21 protein-coding genes are annotated in these 24,261 nt (G+C 46.4%); 13 read left to right on the top strand and 8 right to left on the bottom strand.

What is annotated here, in order from left to right:
- Window positions 1-34: 34 nt before the first annotated feature.
- From A596_RS03375 to A596_RS21870, 13 genes are all read left to right on the top strand, one after another.
- The gene (locus A596_RS03375) at window positions 35-565 is read left to right on the top strand and encodes a GNAT family N-acetyltransferase (protein ID WP_235425606.1); all 531 of its coding nucleotides are present in this window, start codon (window positions 35-37) and stop codon (window positions 563-565) included.
- A gap of 409 nt (window positions 566-974) precedes the next feature.
- Window positions 975-4,298, top strand: a complete 3,324-nt coding sequence (locus A596_RS03370) for a ligand-binding sensor domain-containing diguanylate cyclase (RefSeq protein WP_160280068.1) — start codon at window positions 975-977, stop codon at window positions 4,296-4,298.
- Window positions 4,299-4,404: 106 nt separating this feature from the next.
- The gene (locus A596_RS03365; protein WP_084127988.1) at window positions 4,405-5,562 is read left to right on the top strand and encodes a DUF2817 domain-containing protein; all 1,158 of its coding nucleotides are present in this window, start codon (window positions 4,405-4,407) and stop codon (window positions 5,560-5,562) included.
- A gap of 28 nt (window positions 5,563-5,590) precedes the next feature.
- Window positions 5,591-6,340, top strand: coding sequence for an alpha/beta fold hydrolase (locus A596_RS03360; protein WP_039912665.1), 750 nt, complete (start codon window positions 5,591-5,593; stop codon window positions 6,338-6,340).
- 371 nt (window positions 6,341-6,711) lie between these two features.
- Entirely contained in the window at window positions 6,712-7,350 is a 639-nt protein-coding gene (locus A596_RS03355; protein ID WP_052417194.1) for a gluconate 2-dehydrogenase subunit 3 family protein, read from the top strand.
- Between the two features lie 63 nt (window positions 7,351-7,413).
- On the top strand, window positions 7,414-9,153 hold the full coding sequence (locus A596_RS03350; RefSeq protein WP_039912663.1) for a GMC oxidoreductase: 1,740 nt from the start codon (window positions 7,414-7,416) through the stop codon (window positions 9,151-9,153).
- 60 nt (window positions 9,154-9,213) lie between these two features.
- Window positions 9,214-10,077, top strand: a complete 864-nt coding sequence (locus A596_RS03345; protein WP_039912662.1) for a sugar phosphate isomerase/epimerase family protein — start codon at window positions 9,214-9,216, stop codon at window positions 10,075-10,077.
- A 123-nt stretch (window positions 10,078-10,200) separates the two neighbouring features.
- A complete protein-coding gene (locus tag A596_RS03340) occupies window positions 10,201-11,268 on the top strand; it encodes an SGNH/GDSL hydrolase family protein (RefSeq protein ID WP_039912661.1) in 1,068 nt (355 codons plus the stop codon).
- A 137-nt stretch (window positions 11,269-11,405) separates the two neighbouring features.
- Window positions 11,406-12,341, top strand: coding sequence for an NADP-dependent oxidoreductase (locus tag A596_RS03335; RefSeq protein WP_039912660.1), 936 nt, complete (start codon window positions 11,406-11,408; stop codon window positions 12,339-12,341).
- Window positions 12,342-12,424: 83 nt separating this feature from the next.
- Window positions 12,425-12,625, top strand: a complete 201-nt coding sequence (locus tag A596_RS03330) for a ParD-like family protein (protein WP_039912658.1) — start codon at window positions 12,425-12,427, stop codon at window positions 12,623-12,625.
- The gene (gene map, locus A596_RS03325; RefSeq protein WP_039912657.1) at window positions 12,618-13,397 is read left to right on the top strand and encodes a type I methionyl aminopeptidase; all 780 of its coding nucleotides are present in this window, start codon (window positions 12,618-12,620) and stop codon (window positions 13,395-13,397) included. Before A596_RS03330 ends, map begins: the two co-directional genes overlap by 8 nt.
- 203 nt (window positions 13,398-13,600) lie before the next feature.
- Window positions 13,601-14,215, top strand: a complete 615-nt coding sequence (locus A596_RS03320; RefSeq protein ID WP_039912656.1) for a class I SAM-dependent methyltransferase — start codon at window positions 13,601-13,603, stop codon at window positions 14,213-14,215.
- 24 nt (window positions 14,216-14,239) lie between these two features.
- On the top strand, window positions 14,240-14,728 hold the full coding sequence (locus tag A596_RS21870; RefSeq protein ID WP_052417193.1) for a GNAT family N-acetyltransferase: 489 nt from the start codon (window positions 14,240-14,242) through the stop codon (window positions 14,726-14,728).
- A 139-nt stretch (window positions 14,729-14,867) separates the two neighbouring features.
- Here A596_RS21870 and A596_RS03310 read toward each other — a convergent pair whose 3' ends face one another.
- The 8 genes from A596_RS03310 to A596_RS03275 all read right to left on the bottom strand — a co-directional run bounded on the left by A596_RS03310 (window position 14,868) and on the right by A596_RS03275 (window position 24,035).
- The gene (locus A596_RS03310; protein ID WP_039912655.1) at window positions 14,868-17,051 is read right to left on the bottom strand and encodes a xanthine dehydrogenase family protein molybdopterin-binding subunit; all 2,184 of its coding nucleotides are present in this window, start codon (window positions 17,049-17,051) and stop codon (window positions 14,868-14,870) included.
- Entirely contained in the window at window positions 17,051-17,536 is a 486-nt protein-coding gene (locus tag A596_RS03305; protein ID WP_039912653.1) for a (2Fe-2S)-binding protein, read from the bottom strand. The genes A596_RS03310 and A596_RS03305 overlap by 1 nt, the downstream gene beginning before the upstream one ends.
- 67 nt (window positions 17,537-17,603) lie before the next feature.
- A complete protein-coding gene (locus A596_RS03300) occupies window positions 17,604-18,197 on the bottom strand; it encodes a nucleotidyltransferase family protein (protein ID WP_039912652.1) in 594 nt (197 codons plus the stop codon).
- A gap of 16 nt (window positions 18,198-18,213) precedes the next feature.
- Window positions 18,214-19,254, bottom strand: coding sequence for an XdhC family protein (locus A596_RS03295; RefSeq protein WP_052417192.1), 1,041 nt, complete (start codon window positions 19,252-19,254; stop codon window positions 18,214-18,216).
- A gap of 163 nt (window positions 19,255-19,417) precedes the next feature.
- On the bottom strand, window positions 19,418-20,308 hold the full coding sequence (locus A596_RS03290; protein ID WP_039912651.1) for a hypothetical protein: 891 nt from the start codon (window positions 20,306-20,308) through the stop codon (window positions 19,418-19,420).
- Window positions 20,309-20,515: 207 nt separating this feature from the next.
- Complete coding sequence (locus A596_RS03285) at window positions 20,516-20,884, bottom strand: hypothetical protein (protein ID WP_039912650.1); 369 nt, start codon at window positions 20,882-20,884, stop codon at window positions 20,516-20,518.
- Window positions 20,885-21,337: 453 nt separating this feature from the next.
- Entirely contained in the window at window positions 21,338-21,841 is a 504-nt protein-coding gene (locus A596_RS03280; RefSeq protein ID WP_052417191.1) for a hypothetical protein, read from the bottom strand.
- Between the two features lie 19 nt (window positions 21,842-21,860).
- Window positions 21,861-24,035 carry a tetratricopeptide repeat protein gene (locus A596_RS03275; protein ID WP_268745675.1) on the bottom strand — a complete coding sequence of 725 codons (2,175 nt, stop codon included), beginning with the start codon at window positions 24,033-24,035 and terminating at the stop codon, window positions 21,861-21,863.
- Window positions 24,036-24,261 lie beyond the last annotated feature (226 nt).

Genomic DNA, 24,261 nt, shown 5'->3' with positions numbered 1-24,261 from the left:
AATGAATAATTAAAAAAGCACAAATAAAGGATTGGTGGCTGCCCGTACATGGTCATGTTGCGGTTCGTGCCTCACCGGCAACCTACATCATTTCAGCAAACCGTTATACAACATCTTAAAAACAATCGATGCATATCTTAATAAAGCATTTAACGATCAGGAAGCTGGCGTCGCATTGCTGTTTGCAGTTGTTGATAATCGCACCCAAAAAATTATTGGTACAACTCGCTATTGCAATGCCGACAATCTCAATCATCGCGTTGAGATTGGTTATACCTGGTATGCAAAGTCCTTCCAGCGAACCGGTGTAAATACCGAATGCAAATATTTATTGCTTAGCCATGCATTTGAGACCCTTAATTCAATCGCAGTGGAGTTTCGAACGCATTGGCACAACCATGCATCACGCACTGCAATTGCTCGCCTGGGTGCAAAACAGGATGGCATTCTGCGCAATCATCAAAAAAATGCAGAAGGCGTTTATCGGGATACCGTGGTTTTCTCAATCATTGATCAGGAATGGCCAACTGTTAAAAAAAACATTGAATACAAAATGGATCGATAATTTTAGTAGTGGATATCGATTTACGAATGGACCAACCGACAAACGGACTGGGGCATGAGCATGCGAATGCGTTGGTCGCTTATTTTCGGGATAAAGAAAAACTGTAATAACCTCACTGCTCATGAGCGCGCGGGCAGCAATGCCCAATGCCGCCTCGAAAGAAAATCCCTACAAACACTACGGAATAAAACGCCAATCCCGCTTGATTCGCAATTCCTGGCTGCCAGGGAGCATTCACTCGCACCGGAACGTGCGAATCAACCAACACCTGCTATAACTAAACAAACTCAAACCCAACGCCGTCATTAACTCCAACAATACCCGGCTTATTATTGGGATAGCTCACTACATACAGCGATACACAAGATCAATGAAACCAACGCTTTTTATACGGACCAGCAAACACCGGGTGCGTAAGCTCCTGCACATAACGGCCTATGTCACAATAATTCTAGTGGCCCATTTATTTGCGGGCATTAGTTTTGCCAATGAAACTTCCGCTGTCGATTACCCGAAAAAAATCCACTTCCGCAACATTATGCAAAACCAGGATATTGCACTGGGTGAAGTAGAAGCAATTTTGCAGGATTACCAGGGCTTTATGTGGTTGGGTGGACGCAATGCATTACTCCGTTACGACAGCTATGAGTTTTTAACAATTCCTGCCGCCAAAGATCCGCAGGACCTGTCGCAAACCGAACCCGTCAATCAAGTATTGGAATTATTGGAAGATCGCCAACGCAATTTGTGGGCAGCGACCCGCGCCGGTTTATATCGCTATGATCGCAACCACGAAATTCTGGTGCCCATACCACTTCCGGAAAGTGCCACCCCCGCAGGCGGTGCGATTAATGCAATTGCCGAAAGTGCTGATGGCGATATTTTGATTGGCTCTGCCAACGGGTTTGGCATTCTTAACCCCGACAATGGCCACCTGGATTTTTTCAGCCAGCAAAACGGCACCTTGCCGAGCAATTTGGTCAGCGACATTGAGGTAGATAAAGAAGGGATGGTTTGGTTAGGCCTGGACACCGGCGTTGCGCAATTCGATCTTGCGACTAAAGCAATCACCCTACACATTCCCAGTCCCGATAATCCGAAATCCGCGCTTGAAAACAGTATCCGAACTATCGCGGTAGATCATTCGGGGCGCATTTGGGCTGGCAGTGATAATGGAATTTATCGTCTGGATCGCACCACTCGCCAATTCGTTCACTACCAACATGACGCACAGGATCCGCATAGCCTCGGCAACAATTTTTCGCGGCAAATTTATATTGATCGCAATGGCTGGATATGGAGCGGCAGCGATGGCGCCGGCCTGGACCTTTATAACGAAACACAAAATAACTGGATTCACTTTGATCGCGGTGACGGCGGCGCGGGTCGGTTAACCAGTAATACTATTCGCCGCATTTATGAAGATCGTATTGGCGACCTGTGGGTGGGCACCTATCCATCGGGCGTCCATGTCTATGATCGCTCCAGCGCTGCGATAAAGGTTTACCAAAAATCCACTGACAGCAACAATGGGCCACTGGATAACAATGTCGAAGCCATCGTCGAAGATAAAGAAGGAAAATTGTGGCTGGGATCCGGCGGCATTTCCCGTTTTGATCCGGACACGGATTCCTTCACCCATTATCGCCATACCACCGGAGCTGATTCACGTGTAGCTACCACTGCCATTCTCAACGGCGCAATAGATTCAGCGGGCACGTTGCTTTTTGGCACCTGGGGCGCCGCCGCACAAAAATACAACGCCGTGACCGACCGCTTCGACACCATCCCTGTAGACCCCGACCAAAGCAAGCGCGGTGAAAAAACTGGAAAAAAACTCAATGATTTGATGATCTGGAATATTTTCGAAGATCGACAGAAAAACCTATGGTTCAGCACACACTTTAATGGCCTTACCAAATTCGATCCGCGCACCGGCGATTATTCGTTTTATCCACACGATGAAAATAATCCCGAAAGCCTTTCCAGTACGGTTGCCTGGGTTTCCTATGAAGATTCCCAGGGGCGATTCTGGATCGGTACCGCTTATGGTTTGAATTTGATGGATCGCGAAAAAGGCATTTTCAAGCGTTACATCCCCGACAGTACCAAACCGCGCAGTTTGGCCAATGGTTCAGTCATTTCCATTCGCGAAGATAGCAAAGGGCGACTTTGGTTTGGTACCGATATGGGTTTGCATTTGTATAACCCGCACAGCGATGATTTCACGCTGTATGACTCGCGCAATGGTTTTGCCGATCAGGGCATTCGCGCGATTATTGAAGACCAGCACGGCAATTTATGGTTGGGCACCAATAACGGTATTGTGCGTTTTAATCCGGAGACGCTAGCCGTAAAAAATTACACGCGGATTAATGGTGAACTCATCGGTGGTGTTGCCACTAATGCCGCATTAGCAACACGCTCCGGTGCGATGGTATTTGGTGCGCGCACCGGACTTTATTTTTTTGATGTTGATCGGCTCGACAACCATCAAAATGAAATTGCACCAGCCATCGCGTTTACCGATTTCCGGCTCTTCACTGAAAAAGTAAAAGTGAATGGCCCGGATAAACTATTGACCAGCTCAATCAACCAAACAGCATCCATCACCCTGGATTACACGCAGTCGATGATTTCATTTAGCTTTGCCGCGCTGAATTATCGCGAGCCGGAAAAAAATATGTACGCCTATATGCTTGAAGGCTTCGATGACCAATGGCGCGCCGTAGGCAACCAACGCACTGCGCTTTACACCAACCTGCCCGCAGGCACCTATCAATTCCGCGTACGCGCCAGCAACAATGATGGAGTGTGGAATGAGCAGGGGCACAGCATCAAACTTATTGTATTGCCGCCGCCGTGGAAAACCTGGTGGGCTTACAGCATTTATGTAGCCATCATTTTAGGATTACTCTTGCTGTTCGTGCGCAACCAGCATTTAAAAGTCATTGCTGCGCGCAATATCAGCCGTGAGCTGGAGCAAAAAGTTGCCGAGCGCACAGCAGAATTGCGCAACAAAAATGGCGAGCTCGAAAATGCCTACGCGCAATTGGAAGCGATCAGTTTGTCCGATCCATTAACCGGCTTGAGCAATCGCCGCTATTTGCAAAAACTAATGCCGATGGACACCGCCAAAGTCCAGCGCGAATACAACGCAAACTTTTCTAAAGAGCCGCGAAAAAAACCTACACCCGACCTTACTTTTTTTATTTTGGATGTAGACCATTTTAAATCGGTTAATGATATTTACGGACACAACGCCGGCGACCAATTATTAATTCAATTATCCGACCTGCTGACCCACACCTGTCGTGAATCGGATTGTGTTGTGCGTTGGGGCGGCGAAGAATTTTTAATTGTCAGCCGCTTTGCGGATCGCGAAGATGCACCGCTCATGGCCGAGCGCATTCGCACCGCGATTGCAGAACACACCTTTAAATTACCCGATGGCTCCGATTTGAAAAAAACCTGCTCCATCGGTTTCGCCTGCTTCCCGTTCCTGCGCGAAGCGCCGATGGCGCTCACCTGGGAGCAAGTAATCGATGTTGCCGACCATGCGCTTTACGCTGCAAAAAAATCCGGGCGCAACCGTAGCGTCGGCCTGACCGCGAACACGACAACCCGGGCTAATGACTTACACCAGAATATCAGCGGTAATCTACAACACATGATTGAGAACAATGAGTTGACAGTCATCGCGCACGCCCGCGACGATCTGGTGTGGAATTAAACCAGGCCACGCTAACAGCTCAACCAGGGTTTCATAAAAGTGTAAGAATACACACAACAAAAAGCCGCTATGCTCAGCTCGTCAGCCATTGCTAGCGGCGGTATACATGAATACTGATGAACCCAATTACATAACAGATCCTGTCGCGGAACCGTCTACCACGAACGTATCAACAGACGCGTTAGCCCCGCTACCGGAACCTGCATCGACACCCGATCAATCCAGCCTGCGCAGCGCCGAACTACGCCGCGACTTCAAACAAAAAATTCCCGAACTCTTGCAACTTGAGCGCTTGATTCGCCAATATCCGCAACACCTTCACGCGCGCAATGAATTAACCTTGCAGGCCCGGCACCGCGAATTCCCACTCTATTCACTCACCCTCGGCAGCAGCGCCAACACCGCTCCTGCATTATTATTAACCGGCGGCATGCACGGCCTGGAACGCATTGGCAGCCAGGTACTAATTGCCTGGCTGCAAACCCTGCTGGAGCGATTGAATTGGGATTCACACCTGCAACAACAACTCGCACAAGTGCAATTGGTGTTGATGCCCATTTTGAATCCGGTGGGAATGTATTTAAACCAGCGCAGCAACGGCAACGGTGTCGATCTCAATCGCAATGCGCCCATCAATGCCGACGGTGATGTCCCCCTGCTGGGTGGCGGTCATCGTTTGGGCCCGTTTTTACCCTGGTATCGCGGGCGTAAAAACGGGCCTATGGAAGCGGAAAATATTGCGCTGGAAAAATTGATGCACGCGCGAATTTTAAATCGCCCGTTTGCATTGGTGGTGGATTTGCATTCAGGTTTCGGCATGCGCGACCAGCTCTGGTTTCCCTACGCCTATCGCAAAAAACCGATTCATAATATTGCCGATTACGTCGCGCTCAAAATGCTATGGGAGCGTACCTACCCTAACCACACGTATGTCTTTGAACCGCAATCGGTTCATTATTTATCGCACGGGGATTTGTGGGATTATTTTTATTTGCAATCGCGGGCGCAGCAGCAAGCGCATTTTTTACCGCTAACGCTGGAGATGGGCTCCTGGGCCTGGATTAAAAAACGCCCGCGCCAGATTTTTAATATGGCCGGCTTATTTAACCCGCAAATGCAGCATCGCCATGCGCGCGTATTGCGCAGCCATCTGCTCCTGCTGGATTTTATGCTCGCCGCCACACTTAATTATCGAAACTGGTTGCCAGATGAAAAGCAACGCGGGATATTAAGCCAAACAGCGAACAGCCTCTGGTTTCGCTAACTGCATATAACATAATAAGGAAAAATCCATGCACGTTATTTTATTGCGCGGCCTTGCGCGCGAAGCGGCCCACTGGATGCAATTCCCCGAACAATTGCGCAATGCATTGGGCGAGGGCTATCAAATCCATTGCATCGATTTTCCGGGCTGCGGTACACGCTATCGCCAAACTGCACTGGATTCAATTCCCGCCATGACTGACTACGCGCGCATGCAACTTGCCGCGCAAAAAATTACCGGCCCGGTACATGTTGTCGGGATTTCCATGGGCGGCATGATCGCACTCAATTGGGCCCAACAATTTCCCGAACAACTTGCCAGCGTAACACTCATTAACTCCAGTGCCGGCGATCAACCGCTGCAATGGCGATTGCGTCCGCGCGTTTGGCTACCTATTTTAATGGCCCTGTTATTACCTGCCGCATTGCGTGAGCGCCTGGTGCTACGCAAAGTCAGCAATGAACGTCAACATTTTGCGGCGCACTTGCAGCAATGGCTAAGCATCCAACAGCAGCGCCCGGTAACACGCGCGACTATCATCACCATGCTCACTGCTGCCGCACGTTTTCGTCCACAAGCAAGTTGCACCGTGAAAGGATTGGTCATCGCCAGCCAGGGAGATGGTTTTGTTTCGGTCAAAGCCAGCGAGGACCTGGCCCAACGTTTTCAGTGGCCGCTCAAACTCCACAGCTCAGCCGGTCACGACATTCCCATGGACGATCCCGCCTGGTTAAGTGCGAACCTTGCAAGCTGGTTAACATCGCACCAGGCTGGATGAGTTCTCATCGCCACCCCAAAAAATTTTACTTCAGGTTGATTATTACCCACGCTCTTATGCTGTTTTGCGTAAGCACCTTATTCTGTTTTGCGTAAGCAAAAAGTGATCTCCAGCCAAAGCATTCTAAACCGCAGTATGTTCACGAAAATTCGCGTAAAAAGCGCGAGTAACCGTTTCCATATTTACAAATATTGACCCCTCTTAACCATGTCGGCTACTAGACTTGAGCGCAAGCCCGCCTAAAAAGAGCGGGCAGATATCCCGTGTTTGCCCATGCACCTGACAGCAATTGAGCGGTACACAACAATAAAGATAGGCGCGTTAAAAAATAGGCGCGCTAAAAGACAGACGCTTTAAAATAGAGGCTCCTAATGAACAACCCCACTCAGCTCATCCCCTCGGTCGCGGAGGATCTGGATTTACCACAGGAAATGGATCAATCCCGTCGTAATGCGATTAAACAATTAGCCCTGATGTGTGGCCTGGCATTGTCCGCCAGTTCACTCTCGGCATTAGCGGCAGTGGTAACACCGCCGACGGATATGAATCGCAGCACTAAAACCCTGTTCAATAAAAGCCAGCTCGCACTGGTACGCGAACTGGGCGAAATCATTATTCCCACTACCGATACTCCCGGTGCAATTGCCGCTGGTGTCCATGATTTTATTAATCACTACGTGGTTTATTGTGCGAGCAAAGAGGAGCAGCAAGATTTGCTCACTATGCTCAAGCGCATTGACGACAGCGCACAAGCAAATGCGCAAAAACCCTTCCTGCTGCTTACCAAAGAACAGCAAACCGAATTACTCAACAACATGGAGCAAGCCAAAAACGGCTTTAACCAGACTGACCGCAATGGCTTCAAACAATTGAAGGCCCTGGTGCTGTTTGGTTACTACACGTCGGAAATTGGCGCAACCCAGGAACTGGCCTACCTCGCCATTCCCGGTGGTTACAAAGGTAACTTTAAATTTAAAGAGATTGGTAAAGCCTGGGCACTGCCGCAGTAAATAATTTGCGCATGCCCGATTAATTACCACTTTTTATTTACCCTTTCTTGCGAAGAAAACTCCATGAGCGACAATGTTTATATCACCAATACCAAAGAAATTTTTGATGCAATTGTGGTTGGCTCCGGTATTTCCGGTGGCTGGGCTGCAAAGGAATTAACTGAAAAAGGTTTGAAGACCCTCATCGTAGAACGCGGTCGCCCGGTGGAACACCGTAAAGATTATGTCGGCGAAGGTGTTAAGCCCTGGGAGATGCCGTTCCGCGGAAAAATCGAGCGCAATGTTGTTGAAGAACAGCATTACATCCAGAAAAAATGTTATGCCTTTAACGATGCCACCAAACATTTTTTTGGCAACGATAAAGACTATCCCTACGCGACCCCAAAAGATAAACCCTTCGACTGGATTCGCGGCAACCAGCTGGGCGGAAAATCGCTGTTGTGGCACCGCCAATCCTATCGCTGGAGTGAATACGACTTCACCGCCAACGCGCGCGATGGACAGGGTACTGATTGGCCTATTCGCTACAACGATGTTGAAAAGTGGTACGACTATGTCGAGACCCACGCCGGTATCAGCGGCTCGGTAGAAAATAACCCGGCATTACCGGATAGCAAATTTTTACCGCCGTTTGAAATGAACGCGGTGGAAAAAGAAATGAAAAAGCGCATTGAATCCAAATGGAGCACGCGCAAATTATTTATTGGCCGCACCGCGCATTTATCTGTACCGGCACAACACCATCTTGAACAGGGCCGCGCACCGTGCCAGGCGCGCAATGAATGTCAAAAAGGGTGTTCATTCGGCGCTTATTTTTCCACGCAAAGTTCAACCTTGCCCGCTGCACTGAAAACCAATAATTTGAAAATCGCGACCAATAGCATTGTGCATAGCGTGATTTATGATCCCAAAACCAATCGCGCTACCGGTGTACGTGTGATTGATTCAGAGACTATGGAAACGCGCGAATATTTTGCAAAAGTTATTTTCCTGTGCGCATCTACGCTGGGCACAACGCAAATTATGCTCAATTCAAAAAGCGAAACATTCCCTAATGGTATCGCCAACTCTTCCGGTGTATTGGGTCACTATTTAATGGATCACCTTTACACTGCCGGTGCAAGCGGTCGAGTGGAAGGTTTTGAAGAGGAATATTATTCCGGTCGTCGTCCAACCGGTTTGGCGATGGCGCCCTTCCGCAATATCACCGAAAAAAACAGTAAGTTTTTGCGCGGTTATATGCTCACTGGCGGCGCCCAACGTACACCATGGGAAGCATTCGCACAGCAAGATGGTTTCGGGGCGGATTTCAAAAAATCCATTCGCAATGCCGGCAGTTGGTATTTCCATTTGGGGGGCTCTGGCGAGATGTTACCACGCTACGAAAACCAGGTTTCATTACACCCAACATTGAAAGACAAATGGGGCATGCCGCAACTTTATATCGATTGTAGCTATGGCGAAAACGATATTAAAATTTTCCACGATATTGCAGATACCTGCGCGGAAATTCTGGAAGCTATTGGCGTGAAAGAAGTGAGGAAAGAAATTCGCGCGTTAGAGAAAGGCCAATGGGCTCCCGGTTTATCTATCCACGAGATGGGAACTGCACGCATGGGTAAAGATCCAAAGACATCAATACTCAATGGTTGGAACCAGGCGCACGATGTTCCCAATTTATTCGTGACCGATGGTGCCAGCATGGCATCCTGTGCATCGCAAAACCCATCGCTGACCTATATGGCGTTGACTGCGCGCGCAGCGGATTACGCCGTCACACAATTAAAGCAAGGTAAAATCTAAAAAACCTGACACCCAAACAGTGACACAACCACTATTAAACATTTAACAAAGGAACTCACCATGAAACTGTCTACAACAATAAAGGCAATCACAATGGCAGCACTTGCCAGCGTCAGCATTTCGACATTTGCTGCCGATGTTGCACCAACATCACCGCAATTAAGTGTGCAACTCTGGTCAATTAAAGATGATGTTGCCAAAGACTTTGAAGGCACACTGAAAAAACTTAAAGCCATGGGTTTCCAGGGCGTAGAATTTGCCGGTAACTTCGGCCCTTACGCCAATGATCCAAAAGGGTTGAAAGCGTTTTTGGAAAAAACCGGTTTGAAAGCATCGGGCGCGCACGTTCATTTCGATAAATTATCGCCCGAAAATTTCGACGCGACCGTAGCGTTCTACAAAGCGATTGACTGTAAATATTTAATTATTCCAATGGATGAGCGCGCATTTACACCGGAAGGTGCCAAAGCTGTTGCTGCAGATCTCGAAGCTGTACAGAAAAAACTGGCTCCACACGGCATGCACACCGGTTATCACAACCACAAGCCGGAAATGCTGGGCGAAAAAGGTAAAACGCCTTGGGATGTCATTGGAAAAAATACCGAGCACGCCGTTATCCTGCAACAAGATGTGGGTTGGACTGAAGTTGCCGGCAAAGATCCGGTTGATTTCGTAAAAGCCTACCCGGGCCGTACCATCACCACGCATTACAAAGCATCTGCTCCGGAAAAAGGCAATAAAGAGGACCCGATCATCGGTAAAGACACTACTGATTGGAAAGCCCTGATTAATGCCAACAGAACGGTGGGGGGCACCTTGTGGCTGGTAGTTGAACAAGAATCCTACCCGGAAGGTTTGACACCAATGCAAAGTGTTGAGGCATCATTAAAAGGCTTGCAAAAAATTATTGCGGAAACCAAATAATTCTTCTGTGAGATAATGTTTTACTGCATAAAAGGCGCCGCAACTGCGGCGTTTTTTATTTTCGTAATAGCGCGCTACAATTAACGCGCAAAAAATTAATAACAACAAACCTCGAGGATAACTATGAACCTGACAAAAACCGCCCTGCTATTAACAGCATTGACACTTCCACAACTCAGTATGGCTACGGGGTTACAACAACTGCCCACACATGTCGGTGGACGGGTATTGGAAACTACCGTTGCAGATGGCAGCAAAGCCTACGAATATTCCTGGCCCGCAATTTATTTTGAAACCGCGTTTAAAGGTGACTCACTCACGCTGAAATTTAATGATGACCAAAACATTTTCCAATTAATTGTGGATGATGGGACACCTGTTGTGATTAATAAACCTGGTGTACAGGATTATGTGGTGCCCGGCTTGACTGCGGGCACACACAAAGTGCGTCTGGAAAAAATTACTGAAACACAATCCAGTACAGGGCGCTTCCTTGGTTTTTTCAGCGACGACAAACCAGCCGCATTACCCAACAGAAAACGCCAGATTGAATTTATCGGCGATTCATTTACGGTCGGTTACGGCAATACTTCACCCAGCCGCGAATGTAATAATGAAGAATTATTCAAGACAACCAATTCCCAACTTTCCTTCGGCCCCATTACCGCAAAACATTTCAATGCGGATTACCAAATCAATGCCTCATCCGGTTTCGGTATTGTGCGCAATTACAATGGCACATCGCCAGATAAAAGTTTGATTGGCCTTTATCCTTTTACCTTGCACAGCAACAACTACATTTACACCAGTACCTGGCAACCACAAGTGATTGTGATCGGCTTAGGCACCAATGATTTCTCCACAAAGCTCAACAACGGCGAACGCTGGAAAACGCGCGAAGAATTGCAGCAAGATTACATCAATAAATACGTTGAATTTATTAACGCTTTGCAACGTAAAAATCCCAAAGCACAATTTGTGCTGATGGCATCAGACAAAGCTGAAGGTGAAATTGCCAACCAGGTTGGAAAAGTGCTTGCGCAAGTGAAGGCCGCCGGCATGAAAAACATCGATTCGATTATTTTTACCGGCCTGGATTATGAAGGCTGCCACTATCATCCGTCTGCCAAAGATGACAAGTTAGTAGCTGATTTGCTGATTGCGCACTTGAAGTCCAGAAAAGTCTGGTAGTTATTTTTGACTCAACAACTTTTGGCTCAACAGGGTTCTCCATTTTATTTTTTGTTATTGCAATTTGTCGTTATTGACAATCACCGCTAATGTAAATTGATGTTATTACACAACATATCCATTGCGAGGAATTAAAAATGAAAGCGGTAAGAATTTATGCATATGGCGGGCAAGATCAATTAACAGTTGAAGACGCGCCGGTGCCGCAACCGGGGGACAATGATGTTCTGGTACGTGTAGTAGCCACCTCGGTGAACCCTGTTGACTGGAAAATTCGCGAAGGCTACCTCAAAGAAATGCTGCCTTATCACTTTCCGATTATTTTAGGTTGGGATGTTTCCGGTGTAGTGGAATCGGTGGGGAAAGCTGTTACCCAATTTAAACCGGGTGATGCAGTTTATTCTCGCCCTGATATTTTGCGCGCTGGAACCTATGCCGAGTATATTTCCATCGACGCAAATGAAGTTGCGTTTAAACCTGCCACAATTTCTCACTCGAGCGCCGCGTCTTTACCACTCGCCGGCATTACCGCGTGGGATGTATTAATTAAAGCGGCCGGAATAAAAAATGGGGATCGTGTTTTAATTCACGCTGCGTCCGGCGGCGTCGGCTCACTCGCGGTGCAATTGGCAAAAGCACGTGGTGCTTATGTTATTGCGACAACCTCTGCAAAAAATAGTGCACTGGTTAAATCACTCGGGGCCGATGAAATCATTGATTATCGCACACAGTCATTTGAAAAAATGGTAACGGATGTTGATATTGTTTTTGATTCCCTGGGTGGAGAGATACAGCAGAAATCCTGGCAAGTACTTAAGCCTAACGGAATACTGGTTTCTATCGTAAATCCACCATCGGTAGAACAGGCCGCAGCCCATAACGCCCGCAGCGCATTTGTCTTTATCAAGCCCGATGCAGCCGTACTCAAGGAACTCGCCACCCTGGTAGACGCCGGAAAAATTCGCCCGATTATCGGGGCCGAATTTGCCCTGTCAGATATCGCCAAGGCACAAGCTTTAAGCGAATCAGGGCGAGCAGTAGGGAAAATCGTAGTGCACGTCGGCAACCCTTAGGATTTCAGTGCAGCGCCCTCACTATAGACTTCAATATATGATTCATATACGATACATATATATTTTGCATATTGAGGCATTTTATGGGCATTGTGAAAATCAGCGATGAGTTGCATGAGGATATCCGTAAAGCCAGCTCGGCCATGGTTAGGTCCATTAATTCCCAGGCTGAATTCTGGATCAAAATCGGCATGTTGGCCGAAACCAATCCCACGCTGACTTACACCGAAATCCTGCGCGAACAATTGCGCCTGGCCACTGGCGAGCCTGTCGCTGATGAGTGACATCATCCTCAAACACAACAGCGAACTGGCGCTTATGCGCGAATCAGGGCGCCTGCTTGCAAGGGTATTTGATTTCCTTAATCCGCTGGTCGTGCCTGGCATATCGACAATGGAAATCAATGACCGGGTCGAAGATTTTATAATCAATCATCTGCATGCACGGCCCGCCAGTAAAGGCCAATACAATTATCCTTACTCTTTGAATACATCCATCAATGATGTTGTTTGCCATGGCATGCCATCGCCCACGCAATTTTTAAAGGCGGGCGATATTATTAATGTGGATATCACGCTGGAAAAAAACGGCTTTGTTGCCGACTCGAGCAAAATGTATATGGTTGGCAATGTTTCAGCGCAGGCAAAACATTTAGTCGATAGCACTTATGAAGCATTATGGAAAGGTATCCGCGCCGTAAAACCGGGCGCAACCCTTGGCGATATTGGCCATGCAATTGAATTACACGCAGCAGCGAATGGTTACTCCGTCGTGCGCGAATATTGTGGCCACGGTATTGGGCGGGAAATGCATGAAGCACCGCATGTATTGCATCATGGCACACCAAATTCCGGTGTCGTGCTACGCGAAGGTATGACGTTCACAATAGAACCCATGCTTAATCAAGGCACCGCCAAAGTAAAAGTAAAACGCGATGGCTGGACAGTAATCACGCGCGATAAAAAACTTTCTGCGCAATGGGAACACACCATTGCAGTCACCGCCGATGGTTTTGAAGTATTGACACTGCGCGCCGAAGAAAAAATTAATGCGTAAATAAAAATGGATAACGTCAAAATATAAATCAACATCGCGTTAAGGTCGTAAAGTAGTAACATCTAACCTCCAATGCGTTATGTGCATAAAAAAGTACCTCTATTATTTAATCAACGACACCCTGGCCTGGGGATCATAAAATTCATCAAATTCCTATCCCTTTGTTTTTTAACATGCTTATAAATAAATATAAGTGATGCATTATGAAAATAAATGATTACGACTCCATCGAAAGACATTGGCTTCACGCAAGAAAGGCACTTCCACCAAAAGACCGGGAGTTGTTCGAATTATTTCTGGGCACCCTTCCTATCAATAGCAAAATACTGGATTTAGGTTGCGGCCACGGAGCCCCTATCGCTACATTACTTGCAACCGGCGGACACAAAATAGTGGGCATAGATCGTTCAGAAAAATTATTAGGCTATGCACGAAATACGCTGCCAGAACATGAGTGGATATTGAGTGATCTTGAAGACTTTGAACCTGCAGATAGTTATGATGGAATTGTCATATGGGATTCCCTGTTTCATTTGCCAAGGGCGAACCAGCTAACCTTACTGCGCAAAGCCGCTGCATCATTGAAACCAAAAGGAATGCTTATACTTTCAAGTGGCGGATCAGAAAATGATATTCCTCCATTCACAGATCAAATGTTTGGCCACACATTTTTCTATGATTCATTTACCGTAAACCAGCTCTTGCAACACTGCTCAGAATTAGGGTTGAACGTCATCAAAAGTATCCTGCTCAATACTCCGGATGGAAAAAGGGACAAAGGACGATTAGGCGTTGTCCTGCAAAAATCAAAAAAGTAATTTTTTAATATAGATAAAACCAAAATGTATCTTGAACAAGCAAAAACCATCAAAGATTGGCAAGCCGCATCAAAGCTATTACTCGATGTTATGGAAAATTTAAATCATCAACACCTAACACTATGGAATGAAAGCCAACTAACGCTGGATGGCTTGAAAAAACAATACAAAGACAATGAGCTTTATCTGGTTAAAAATCAGGGAACACTTGAAGGAGTAATATTCCTACAGGAGATAGATCCTTATTTCTGGCCAGAGCTCACGAGTCGAGATAGCTTGTTCTTGCACAAACTCGCCATTCATCCCAAACATAAAGGCTTCAATAAAGGAACCGAATTAATTAGATTAGCAGAGCAGGAAGCAACTAAACGCGGATTAACATGGTTGCGGCTGGATTGTGATGACAGAGAACCTTTGCATAATTTTTATCAAAGTAATAACTTTCAACTAATTGACATTAAAATAATAAATCAATTCACAGCTGCCAGATATTCAAAAGAAATAAAAACCTGAATACTTTCGTTAACAATATCGTTTTACAATGTAGCCCGTATGGAGTCTAACGCAATACGGGATTTCGTTTTCATAAAACGCCCATGCATTAGAACAACCCATAATGCGTTTCACTCCACACGGGCTGCGGCTCGGCAAATTAAACCTTATTCCCCAACGGCAATTTAGTCACCGGCTTGCCAGTAGCCGCAAACAACGCATTACCAACAGCACCCGCAATCGGCGGCAAGCCAGGCTCACCTACACCAGTGGGAGCTTCTGCGGATGGAACAATATGCACTTCCACTTTTGGCATCGAATCAATTCGCAGCGGGGTGTAAGTGTGGTAATTAGTTTGTTCAACGACGCCATTTTTCAACGTGATGGCTTCGCCCAATGCAGCACTTAATCCCATACCAATACCACCTTCCATTTGCGCGGCAATGACATCCGGATTTACTGCGACACCACAATCCACAGCACAAACTACGCGCTCGACGTTAAATGTTTTATCGGCATTGATGCGCACTTCGGCAACTTGCGCCACCCAGGTTCCAAAGGATTTATGCACAGCAATACCGCGCGAAACACCCGCAGCCAGAGGCTTCCCCCAATTGGCTTTTTCAGCGGCAAGGTTTAATACACCTAACGCACGCGGTTCATTGGCTAACAATTCACGTCGGAAAGCTACCGGATCTTTTTTTGCGGATTTTGCGAGTTGATCGATAAATGTTTCGATAACAAATGCATTGCCGGAATGCCCCACCGAACGCCACCACAACGTAGAAATTTTAATGGGAATTTCTGTGCCCTGAACTTGCAGATTGGGAATGGCGTAATGCATGTCGTTAACGCCTTCGACAATACTATTATCGAGTGGGCCTTGAATCATTCCTTCAAAGGGCGTGCCACGCATAATGGATTGCGCAACAGCATGGTGTTGCCATGCAAGCGCTTTTCCATCGGGCGATACTGCACCGCGAAGATGATGAACCGCCATAGGGCGATAACGCGCGTTGAGAATTTCATCTTCGCGCGTCCACACCATTTTTATCGCGCGGCCAGGAAGTTGTTTGGCGATCTGCGCAGCATCCACTACATAATCACCGGCGCAAGCACGGCGACCAAAACTGCCACCGGCATATAGTGAATTAATTTTTACTTGTTCCGGTTTTAAACCGGTGACTTTGCCAACTTCCATTTGGTCGATGGTCGGCATTTGGCTGGCGAACCACATTTCACATTGGTTTTTATCCACTTTGACAACACAATTCAATGGCTCAATAGCAGCGTGTGCAAGATAGGGAATTTCGTATTTGGCTTCGATAACCTGTTCAGATTTTTTTAATGCAGCTGACGCATCGCCTGTATTTTTGACGATATGGCCAGTCTTACTGGCGGCTTCATGACAAGCGGCAAACAATTCATCACTACTGCGGGTTTCACATGCCGATAAATCCCATTCAATTGCCAATAATTTTCGCGCTTTATTCGCCGCCCAGAAATTTTCGGCAACAACTGCAACGCCGCGCGGGATTTCCACCACCGCAATAACACCGGGGGATGCTTTGGCTTTGGCTACATCTACTTTTTTCGCCTTGCCAAATAGTTGCGGAGGGTAAGCTACCAGCGCCGTTAGCATGCCGGGCAATTGGATATCCTGCGTATAAATAGCAGTGCCGTTGGTTTTATCTGCACTATCTTTGCGCGGAATTTTTTTGCCGATTAATTGGAAATCCTTTGGATCTTTTAAAACCGGTTTTTGCGGCGCGGGCAAGGTTGAAGCCGTGGCCACCAACACACCAAATTCACTGGAGTGCTTGCCGTGGCTAACCACACCATTTTTGATTTGCACTTCAGCCTGTGGAACTTTCCATTCCGCAGCTGCAGCAGCTTGCAACATTTCGCGCGCAGCAGCGCCCGCAGTGCGCAATTGTTGCCAGGAGTTTGCGATAGACGATGATCCACCAGTACCTTGCGTTGGCCCCCAGAATAAATTGTTGTAACGCGTCGCATCTGCCGGTGCAAACTCAAATTGAATTTGGTCCCAGCGCGCGCCCAGCTCTTCAGCTATTAGCGTTGTCAATCCGGTGCTCACACCCTGCCCCATATCCATATGCTTGATTGCCACAATCACGTTGTTATCCGGTGTAATTTTCAGAAATGCGTTAAACACCGGTGCATCACTCACCGTCGCGGCATCGGCGGGAATTGTTAAGGAAATAAAACCACTGCCGACCAATAAACCGCCACCAACACCGGTCGCTTGTAAAAATTGACGGCGCGATAATTCCAGCGGGGAATTTTTATCGATTGTTGCGAATTGCTTATTGAGGAAGTTCATCAGGCTTTTCCTCCGACTGTGCTTGCAGTTTTACCGATTGCATCGGCCGCCTGGTGAATTGCATTGCGGATACGATGATAGGTAGCACAACGGCAAAGGTTGCCCGACATTGCCGCGTCGATTTGTTCGTCAGTTGGTTTTTTATTGGTTTGTAATAAAGCAGTTGCCGACATAATTTGTCCGGACTGGCAATAACCGCATTGCACTACATCCAGATCGCGCCAGGCTTTTTGCACCGCTTGAAAGGCAACAGAATTCATACCTTCGATCGTTTGAATATTTGCATTTGCTACGGCGGACACCGGTATGCTGCAAGAACGCACGGGGGTGCCATCCATATGCACGGTGCACGCGCCGCATAACGCCATACCGCAGCCAAGCTTGGTACCGGTCATGTGTAATTCATCGCGCAACACCCACAACAGCGGAGTATCCGGGTCTATATCCAATTCCTGTTTTTTACCGTTAATCGTGAGCGAAATCATAGGAGACTCCTGCGAATAAAATTCAGTGAAATATCTTTCGGCCAAGGTTATGTATAAATATTTTTATTTAGATTATTGCTAATTCACGCTGCAAATCTGCGGGTGTATCTATATCGAATTCCGCAGAAGGAATATGCACAGCAACTACGTGTTGCGCGTAATTGAATAGCAATTGTTTCGCACCACGGTCACCCACACAGTTGCGTAAATGCGTTTTGAAACTTGCTGGAAAAATTGCCGGCACACCCAATGTATCGGCAAAACTTGCACAAATAATTTGGCTTGGACTACTGTTCCATAAGCGATATAAACGCTTGACATCATCACAGCTGATGCGCGGCTGATCACCCAACAATACCAAAACCGGTTTATCATTCTCCAGTTGGCTTACACCATGAGCCAGCGAATGTCCCATTCCCATTTGCCAATCAGCGCAATAGGCTAATTCGACACCCGGAGCATCAACATGCAGGCGATCACTATGGCTTACCAATTGTTCGTGACTGGCCCCGGTCACAATAATAATTCGCTCTGGCGCCACTGCTTTCGCCGTTTCAATGACATAACTGATTAGCGGCTGGCCTCGATAATCGGTAACCAACTTACAACTGCCGAAACGTGTCGCTGCACCGGCAGCAAGAATGATGCAATCAATCGTCATAAAATATTTCCTTGTACTAATTATTTACAAGGCTGGGCAAAGGTAGTGCTTGATCCGGCGCGGCAAATACACCCAGCGGCAACGCGCTGCTACCAAATAAACGCGCATGACATTCCGCCAACACCGATAACGCAATGCTTTCCGGCAAATCCCCACCCAAGGCTAGCCCCATCGGACCAGCGATGGGATAACGCAATTGCGCGTCAACCAATCCGGCAAGCGCAAGCACTTCCGCTTTGCGGTGTGCAGGGCCAAGCAATCCGATATAAGGGTTTTGCAAATCACGTGTTTGCAAATTGGCAATTGCGGCAGCATCCAGATTTATATTGTGATGCGCGATAACGATGGCATCTACTTGCTGCAAATATTCAGCAGAAATATTTTCAACAGATTGTGTAAGTGCTGAAATATTTTCAGGAAAATTTTCGCGCTTTTGCGGTGTCAGGCGTTGATCGGCCAAAGAGACTCGCCACCCCAATGCAAGCGCGAGTTGGCATAAAGGAATCATATCCACACCATTCCCCAGCACTAGCAAATGCGGCAATGGATTGATGGTGGTTGTTAATTGCTGGTGGACGCCCGATTGCAAATAACCGGCGCGGCGCAGTGTAAAATCACGCATGCAAGCCGTAAAACTTGCCGTCGAAAAATCCAGTTGTACAGAGTACTCACACGCTTGATGCTGCTGTAAACAGGAAAATATCTCGGCAAGTAATAAATAATTGTTTTGTGTATTGCACGGATGCAACAAAATTTCAGCGGCACCGCCACAACCAATGCCCAAGCGCCAGGCAATATTATCCTCATCGCTTGCATCGTAAATAACACGTCGCGATTTTCCCAACGCAATTACCTTGCGCGCTTGCAATAGCAAATCTGACTCTATGCAGCCGCCGCTTAGCAAGCCAAATTGATGCCCGGCATCACTCAGCAGCATTAACGCACCGGTTTTGCGATAAACAGAACCTCGCGTTTGAATGACCGCCCCCAGCACCCAATTGGCCTGCTCTTTTAACGGCAACCAACGCGATAACAAATGAAAGAAATGATTGGACATACACAGGCATCCTTAACGTCGGCTGCGGTGCTTAACCAAACGATAATCCCACCGGAATTAATGGAAAGAAAGACCTGTTAACAAAACTAAACAGCGATATGACAAATGCCACCGGCAGAGTTCTTGAATATCGCCCTGGAAAAATCGCAAATAAAAATTATTATCAAAAAAGCTGGAGCCGCCTGTGATCAGGCACACCTAAACTACCGTCGTCATCCGGATTGGATAATTCAATCAACTGTCGATCAGCGAGATGCAGGCGTTTTAAACGTTCGCCAAAATGATCAGTAAATATTTTTCCCATCAGTCCGCTTGCGCTCAGGTAATTCAAACCCAACGTTAAGCGATCAGCCAATTCCGGTGCAGCAGGGCTCACATAAAAATAGACTGGCAACGGCATATAAATCAGTAAGGACTTTTCCGGAACCAGACTCCTTACCAATGCGCCATCAATTTCATAATGGTCATCAATTTCAATCGCACTGAGCGGCACAAAATAATAACGTTTACCTGCCAGCATTTTGAGTAACATTGGCATCGTTAACGCTTCGGCGACAGAAAAGCCATTGTGTTTATATACATGCCCTTCCCAGCCCTTACCAAAACCCATTGGCAGTTTTCGCAATTCATCGCTGGATTTAATGTTGGAGAATAGCGGCTGGTTTTCGTTGCGAATTAATAGAATCCGGTATCCCATAAAACCATTCAGGATCGGAACACCCACACGAATCAATCCTTTACGTGCGCCATTCATTGTCGGAAATCCCACCAGGCGATCCACATTGACTTTATCACCCAATACCAGCAAATCATGTTTGCGCTCGGAACTGATTTGTTCCTGCGCATACATCAATTTGAAAGGACCATGGGTTGATTCAGTCACCTTGAGTGCTGCAGAGATAAGGGCCAGGTAATAATCCTCGTTAATCGAGGTGTTGTTACCAATATATTTCACTAACAACGGCTCCCCCGCCAACGCGACAGGCGCAAGCCAAACCGTAGTTAAAAACAGGGACACAATAAATTGCAAAACACCGCTTGAACGGCCACACATAACGCCCTCCCCTTATTTTTTCCAGGGTGTGGTTATGTCAATAATCCTAGCAGTAGTTTATTTCTGCGACACGCATTTTTTCAAATTTGAAAATTGCACCATCTTTGTTCACAGCAGGCAAAAACAAAATCACAGCGAATGAATCAGCAAGTGAAATGAAACGCACTGATATATGAACTGAAAATGATGTAGTCGCGGCAAGAACAGCTACTTGGTAGAGGGAGAGCGCCGCAGGTAAAAAAAGGTGGCGATAAATATCAACAGGATCGCAATCAGAGGATTCGCCTCCGAAGAATTTTGCGGCACCGCAAACCATTCATGCAGGGTATGAATTTTGGGGGGATTATCAGTGGAGTCGCTACAATGGTCAGCGGTTTTGCAATCTTCCTTATTAACTTGAGCTTCTGCGACATCCCTGCCAGTAACTCCTCCTTGCTGAAGCCCCACATCCTTGTGCAAGACCGCATCTAATGCTGCCGTGACTTCGGCAGGGTTCACATCCAATGGAACCGTACCGGCCTGAGCAGCCAGTGAAAAATTGAGTAACGCGCAGACAATGAGAGAGTGAGGGACCATTCGCGTAACTCCTTTTTTCACCCTGATTAAACGCTAGATCTGTATCCTTGATACCATGCCGGTGGTGATGCCAATCAACCTGCCATTGCGTGATACGGTGGCCAGAATAACGACATTACTAACGAAAGGCTGTGAAATATTCACATGAATTTAGCTGATGATAATGTAGCCGGGCGCCCTGCCGCATGGCTGAATACCTGCCGCAAAACTCAAGGCGATTGGGGGAGGCGTAATGCCTGATATGCGTCCTTGCCACCTTCGGTTTTGCTGCAAGCAGCGTCTTGTCCTTGAATATCGGAATACCTATTCCGCTCGCTTATCCTTGCTGACGCCCTGCTACTGATGGCTAAGATATAGTGATCCTGATGAAAAATATGTGCGGTTTTGTAAGGGGGGGATGTGACTTATTCACATGGGGTAAAAAAGCCGGCTGGCGCCGGCTTTCAATAAAAATTAATCATCACGTTTAATAATAAATGGGGGGTCGAGCTCACGATCCTTAATTCGTATAGCATAATTAAATCTGACTTGCTTGGTTTTGGCGAACTCTTCTCTGAATTCAGGCCTGTCCAATATATCTTTAGGAACATCCACAGTCACAACACCATTAGCTGATCTATATAGTGTTTTCTTTTCAGGAATTTTTTTATCTTTAAATATTATCTGAAAATCGTCCGGCCCAGCAAAAATTGCTCTTTGCCCTGGTTTCAAAACAATCTCTCTAACAGTTTCTAAAGGCATTCCGTCTTTATCAATAGCAATCCCAACAACAGCCGTATTTGTGCCTTTTAACGCAGTGCTTACCGGCAATTTTGCCCTAGTTAACGACGCTGCCCCTCGATCAACAGCTGAAACGACGCTCTTGTCAACTGAGGAAACAGTATTATCAACTGCAGATACACACCCTGCAAACATAAACAAAATTGATACAACACATAACTTACTTTTTACTTTCATAACAACACACTCCTTAGTTTCACTTTAAAATTAATAATTTTTTTATTCTATCCTCATTTAGAAGAACAAAATCAGGATCTGCAAGAAGCAACCCAAGAGTATATTCATTGCTCAATAGTTTATTTGCATATTCAACAATATTTTTCTCATCTTGCTCCAATACAGCTATTCGTAAATGCGAATAATATGATTCTGTATTGTTTCCTCCGAGGTTATCTGCAATAAGCATGTACTCTTTAGCTTTTTTTATTTCACCTAAATATGCGTATGCTCTTGCAAGATACTGATAAGGCTTTTCTATATTACTATTCACATCTATCTCAGAGTTGGCATACTTTATAACATCATCAAAGCATTTGGCGGCCAAGTGCTTCTTTAATGGCATAAACTTAAAAGCATCACCGAGATATGCCATATATTGATAATTATTTGGCTCAAGTTCTAACGCTTTTGCATAATAAAAAGCCGCTTTTTCAAAGTTTTTGTCAACATAAAACACAGTTCCGGTATTAATGAAAACAGTTCCAGAAGGTTCAATATCAGCCGCTTTGGAAAAATATTCAGCAGATGATGAAAAATCATTCAAATAATAATAATTTACTGCTATGTTATTCAAGGCAATAACATTTTCAGGAAGTATCTTTAGAACATGTTTGTGATTTTCAATGGCATCCAAGTGCCTACCAATTCGACTTAGATAGTAAGCATAGCCTGAAAAACCCCTCCAATTTTTGGGGTTATTTTTAATTGTTTCAGAATATAACTCCTCTGCCTTTTTACGATCTCCCATAGCAAACAGAGTAGAAGCCAACGCAACGTAAGCAGTAACATCTTCTTTATTAATTTCAATAGCTTGATCCAAGTATTCAATCGCCTCGGAAAATCTACCTGTATCCCTATAAATACCACCTAAAGCTTTATATGCTTTTGAAACCTTTGAATCAATTTGAATAGCAATGAGGCAATTTTTTTCGGCGTCATTGAGCCACGAAGATAAATTTGTTATTTCATATTTTTTCCAATAAGCCTCACATAGGCCGGCATTGGCGAGGGAAAATTTTTTATCGTGAATTAGTGCTGTCTGAAAATTCGCGATGGCTTCATCTGCTTTTTCGTGTGATAGTTCGCCATTCAAAAAATCCAACCCCTTCAAATAAAAATCATATGCCGTAATATCATTAGTCAGCCTTAACGGCGCCGGCCTAAAGTTCTGCAATTGAAATTCATCAGCAAGATAACGCGCAATCTCCCCCACCAAACGATCCTGCAAAATAAAAATATCCTGATAGGTTCCATCCAACTTTCCGCCGGCGATTTGTACGTTGTCTTTGCGGCGGAATAATCGATAGGCGATGCGTAAATTGTCGCCGAGCTTTTGTACGCTGCCTTCCAATCTTATAGGGGCGTGAATACCTTCTTTGGCATCGACGATATATACATCGCGCATATCCGCGAGTTGCGAGCGGACGGCTTCGGTGATTCCGGCGGAGAAATAATCCGCATCGCCTTTTTCATTCATCAGGTTTTTAAAATCGGCGATTTCTACATAGTTGGCCGCATAACCCGGAACTAACCAGCGCGGAATAAAGTAGATGCCAGCGGCGATGAGTGCCAGTACGGTGGCGGCGATCGGGTAACGATAGGCGACAATTTTTCGATTCAGGCCGCGCAAAAAATAATGCAGGTGATCACGCCAGTTGATGCCGGCGGGTTTGATTAAATAGACACGGATTTTTTGCTGGATATTTTTTAACGATTGCGCACCCAGGCGTTTAGCTGGTGCAGACAGTGAAAAGCGAACTTCGTCATAAACACTTTGTGAAATACAAATACCATCAGCAACAGCAAGCGGTTCCAATCGCGCGGCGATGTTGACGCTATCGCCAAACACTGCACCATCGCGCAGCATTACCTCACCTTTGTTTAAACCGATGCGCGTTTGCAGGCGCGGGAGTTTTTTATCGCGCGCTTCATTAAACGCGAGCAAATGTTGCTGGATGGCTATAGCAGCCGATACCGCTGCTACTGCCGTATCAAAACGCGCAAAAACTGCGTCGCCCACAAATTCCACCAATTGCCCGCCTTGTGCTTCGATGTGTGAGAGCAAAATTTTGCGATAATCCCCCAACATTTCCACCGCCAGCGACTCATTGCGCCCCATAAGGCGTGAGTAGCCGACAATGTCGGTGAACATCAATGTTTGTTCACAATGCTGGATAGAATCGGCGACCATGGTGCAGTCAGCTCTCCGTGCGCTAGCGATTAATGGTTGGGATAAAATTATGATCCTTGCCACAAAATGCGGGCAAATAAAGGCGCGATTATTGTGTGTTTTGGTGACAATAACAACCAATCGACAACGCCGGATCAGTAACGTGAGACAATCCACAAGTTTTTGAAGACTTTGGCGCCAAAATTGG

The sequence above is a fragment of the Cellvibrio mixtus subsp. mixtus J3-8 genome (assembly GCF_000766945.1).
GTDB classification, from domain to species: domain Bacteria; phylum Pseudomonadota; class Gammaproteobacteria; order Pseudomonadales; family Cellvibrionaceae; genus Cellvibrio; species Cellvibrio mixtus_A.
The sequence above is the reverse complement of the archived record's forward strand: the minus strand, read 5'-3'. Positions and strand labels throughout refer to the sequence as shown.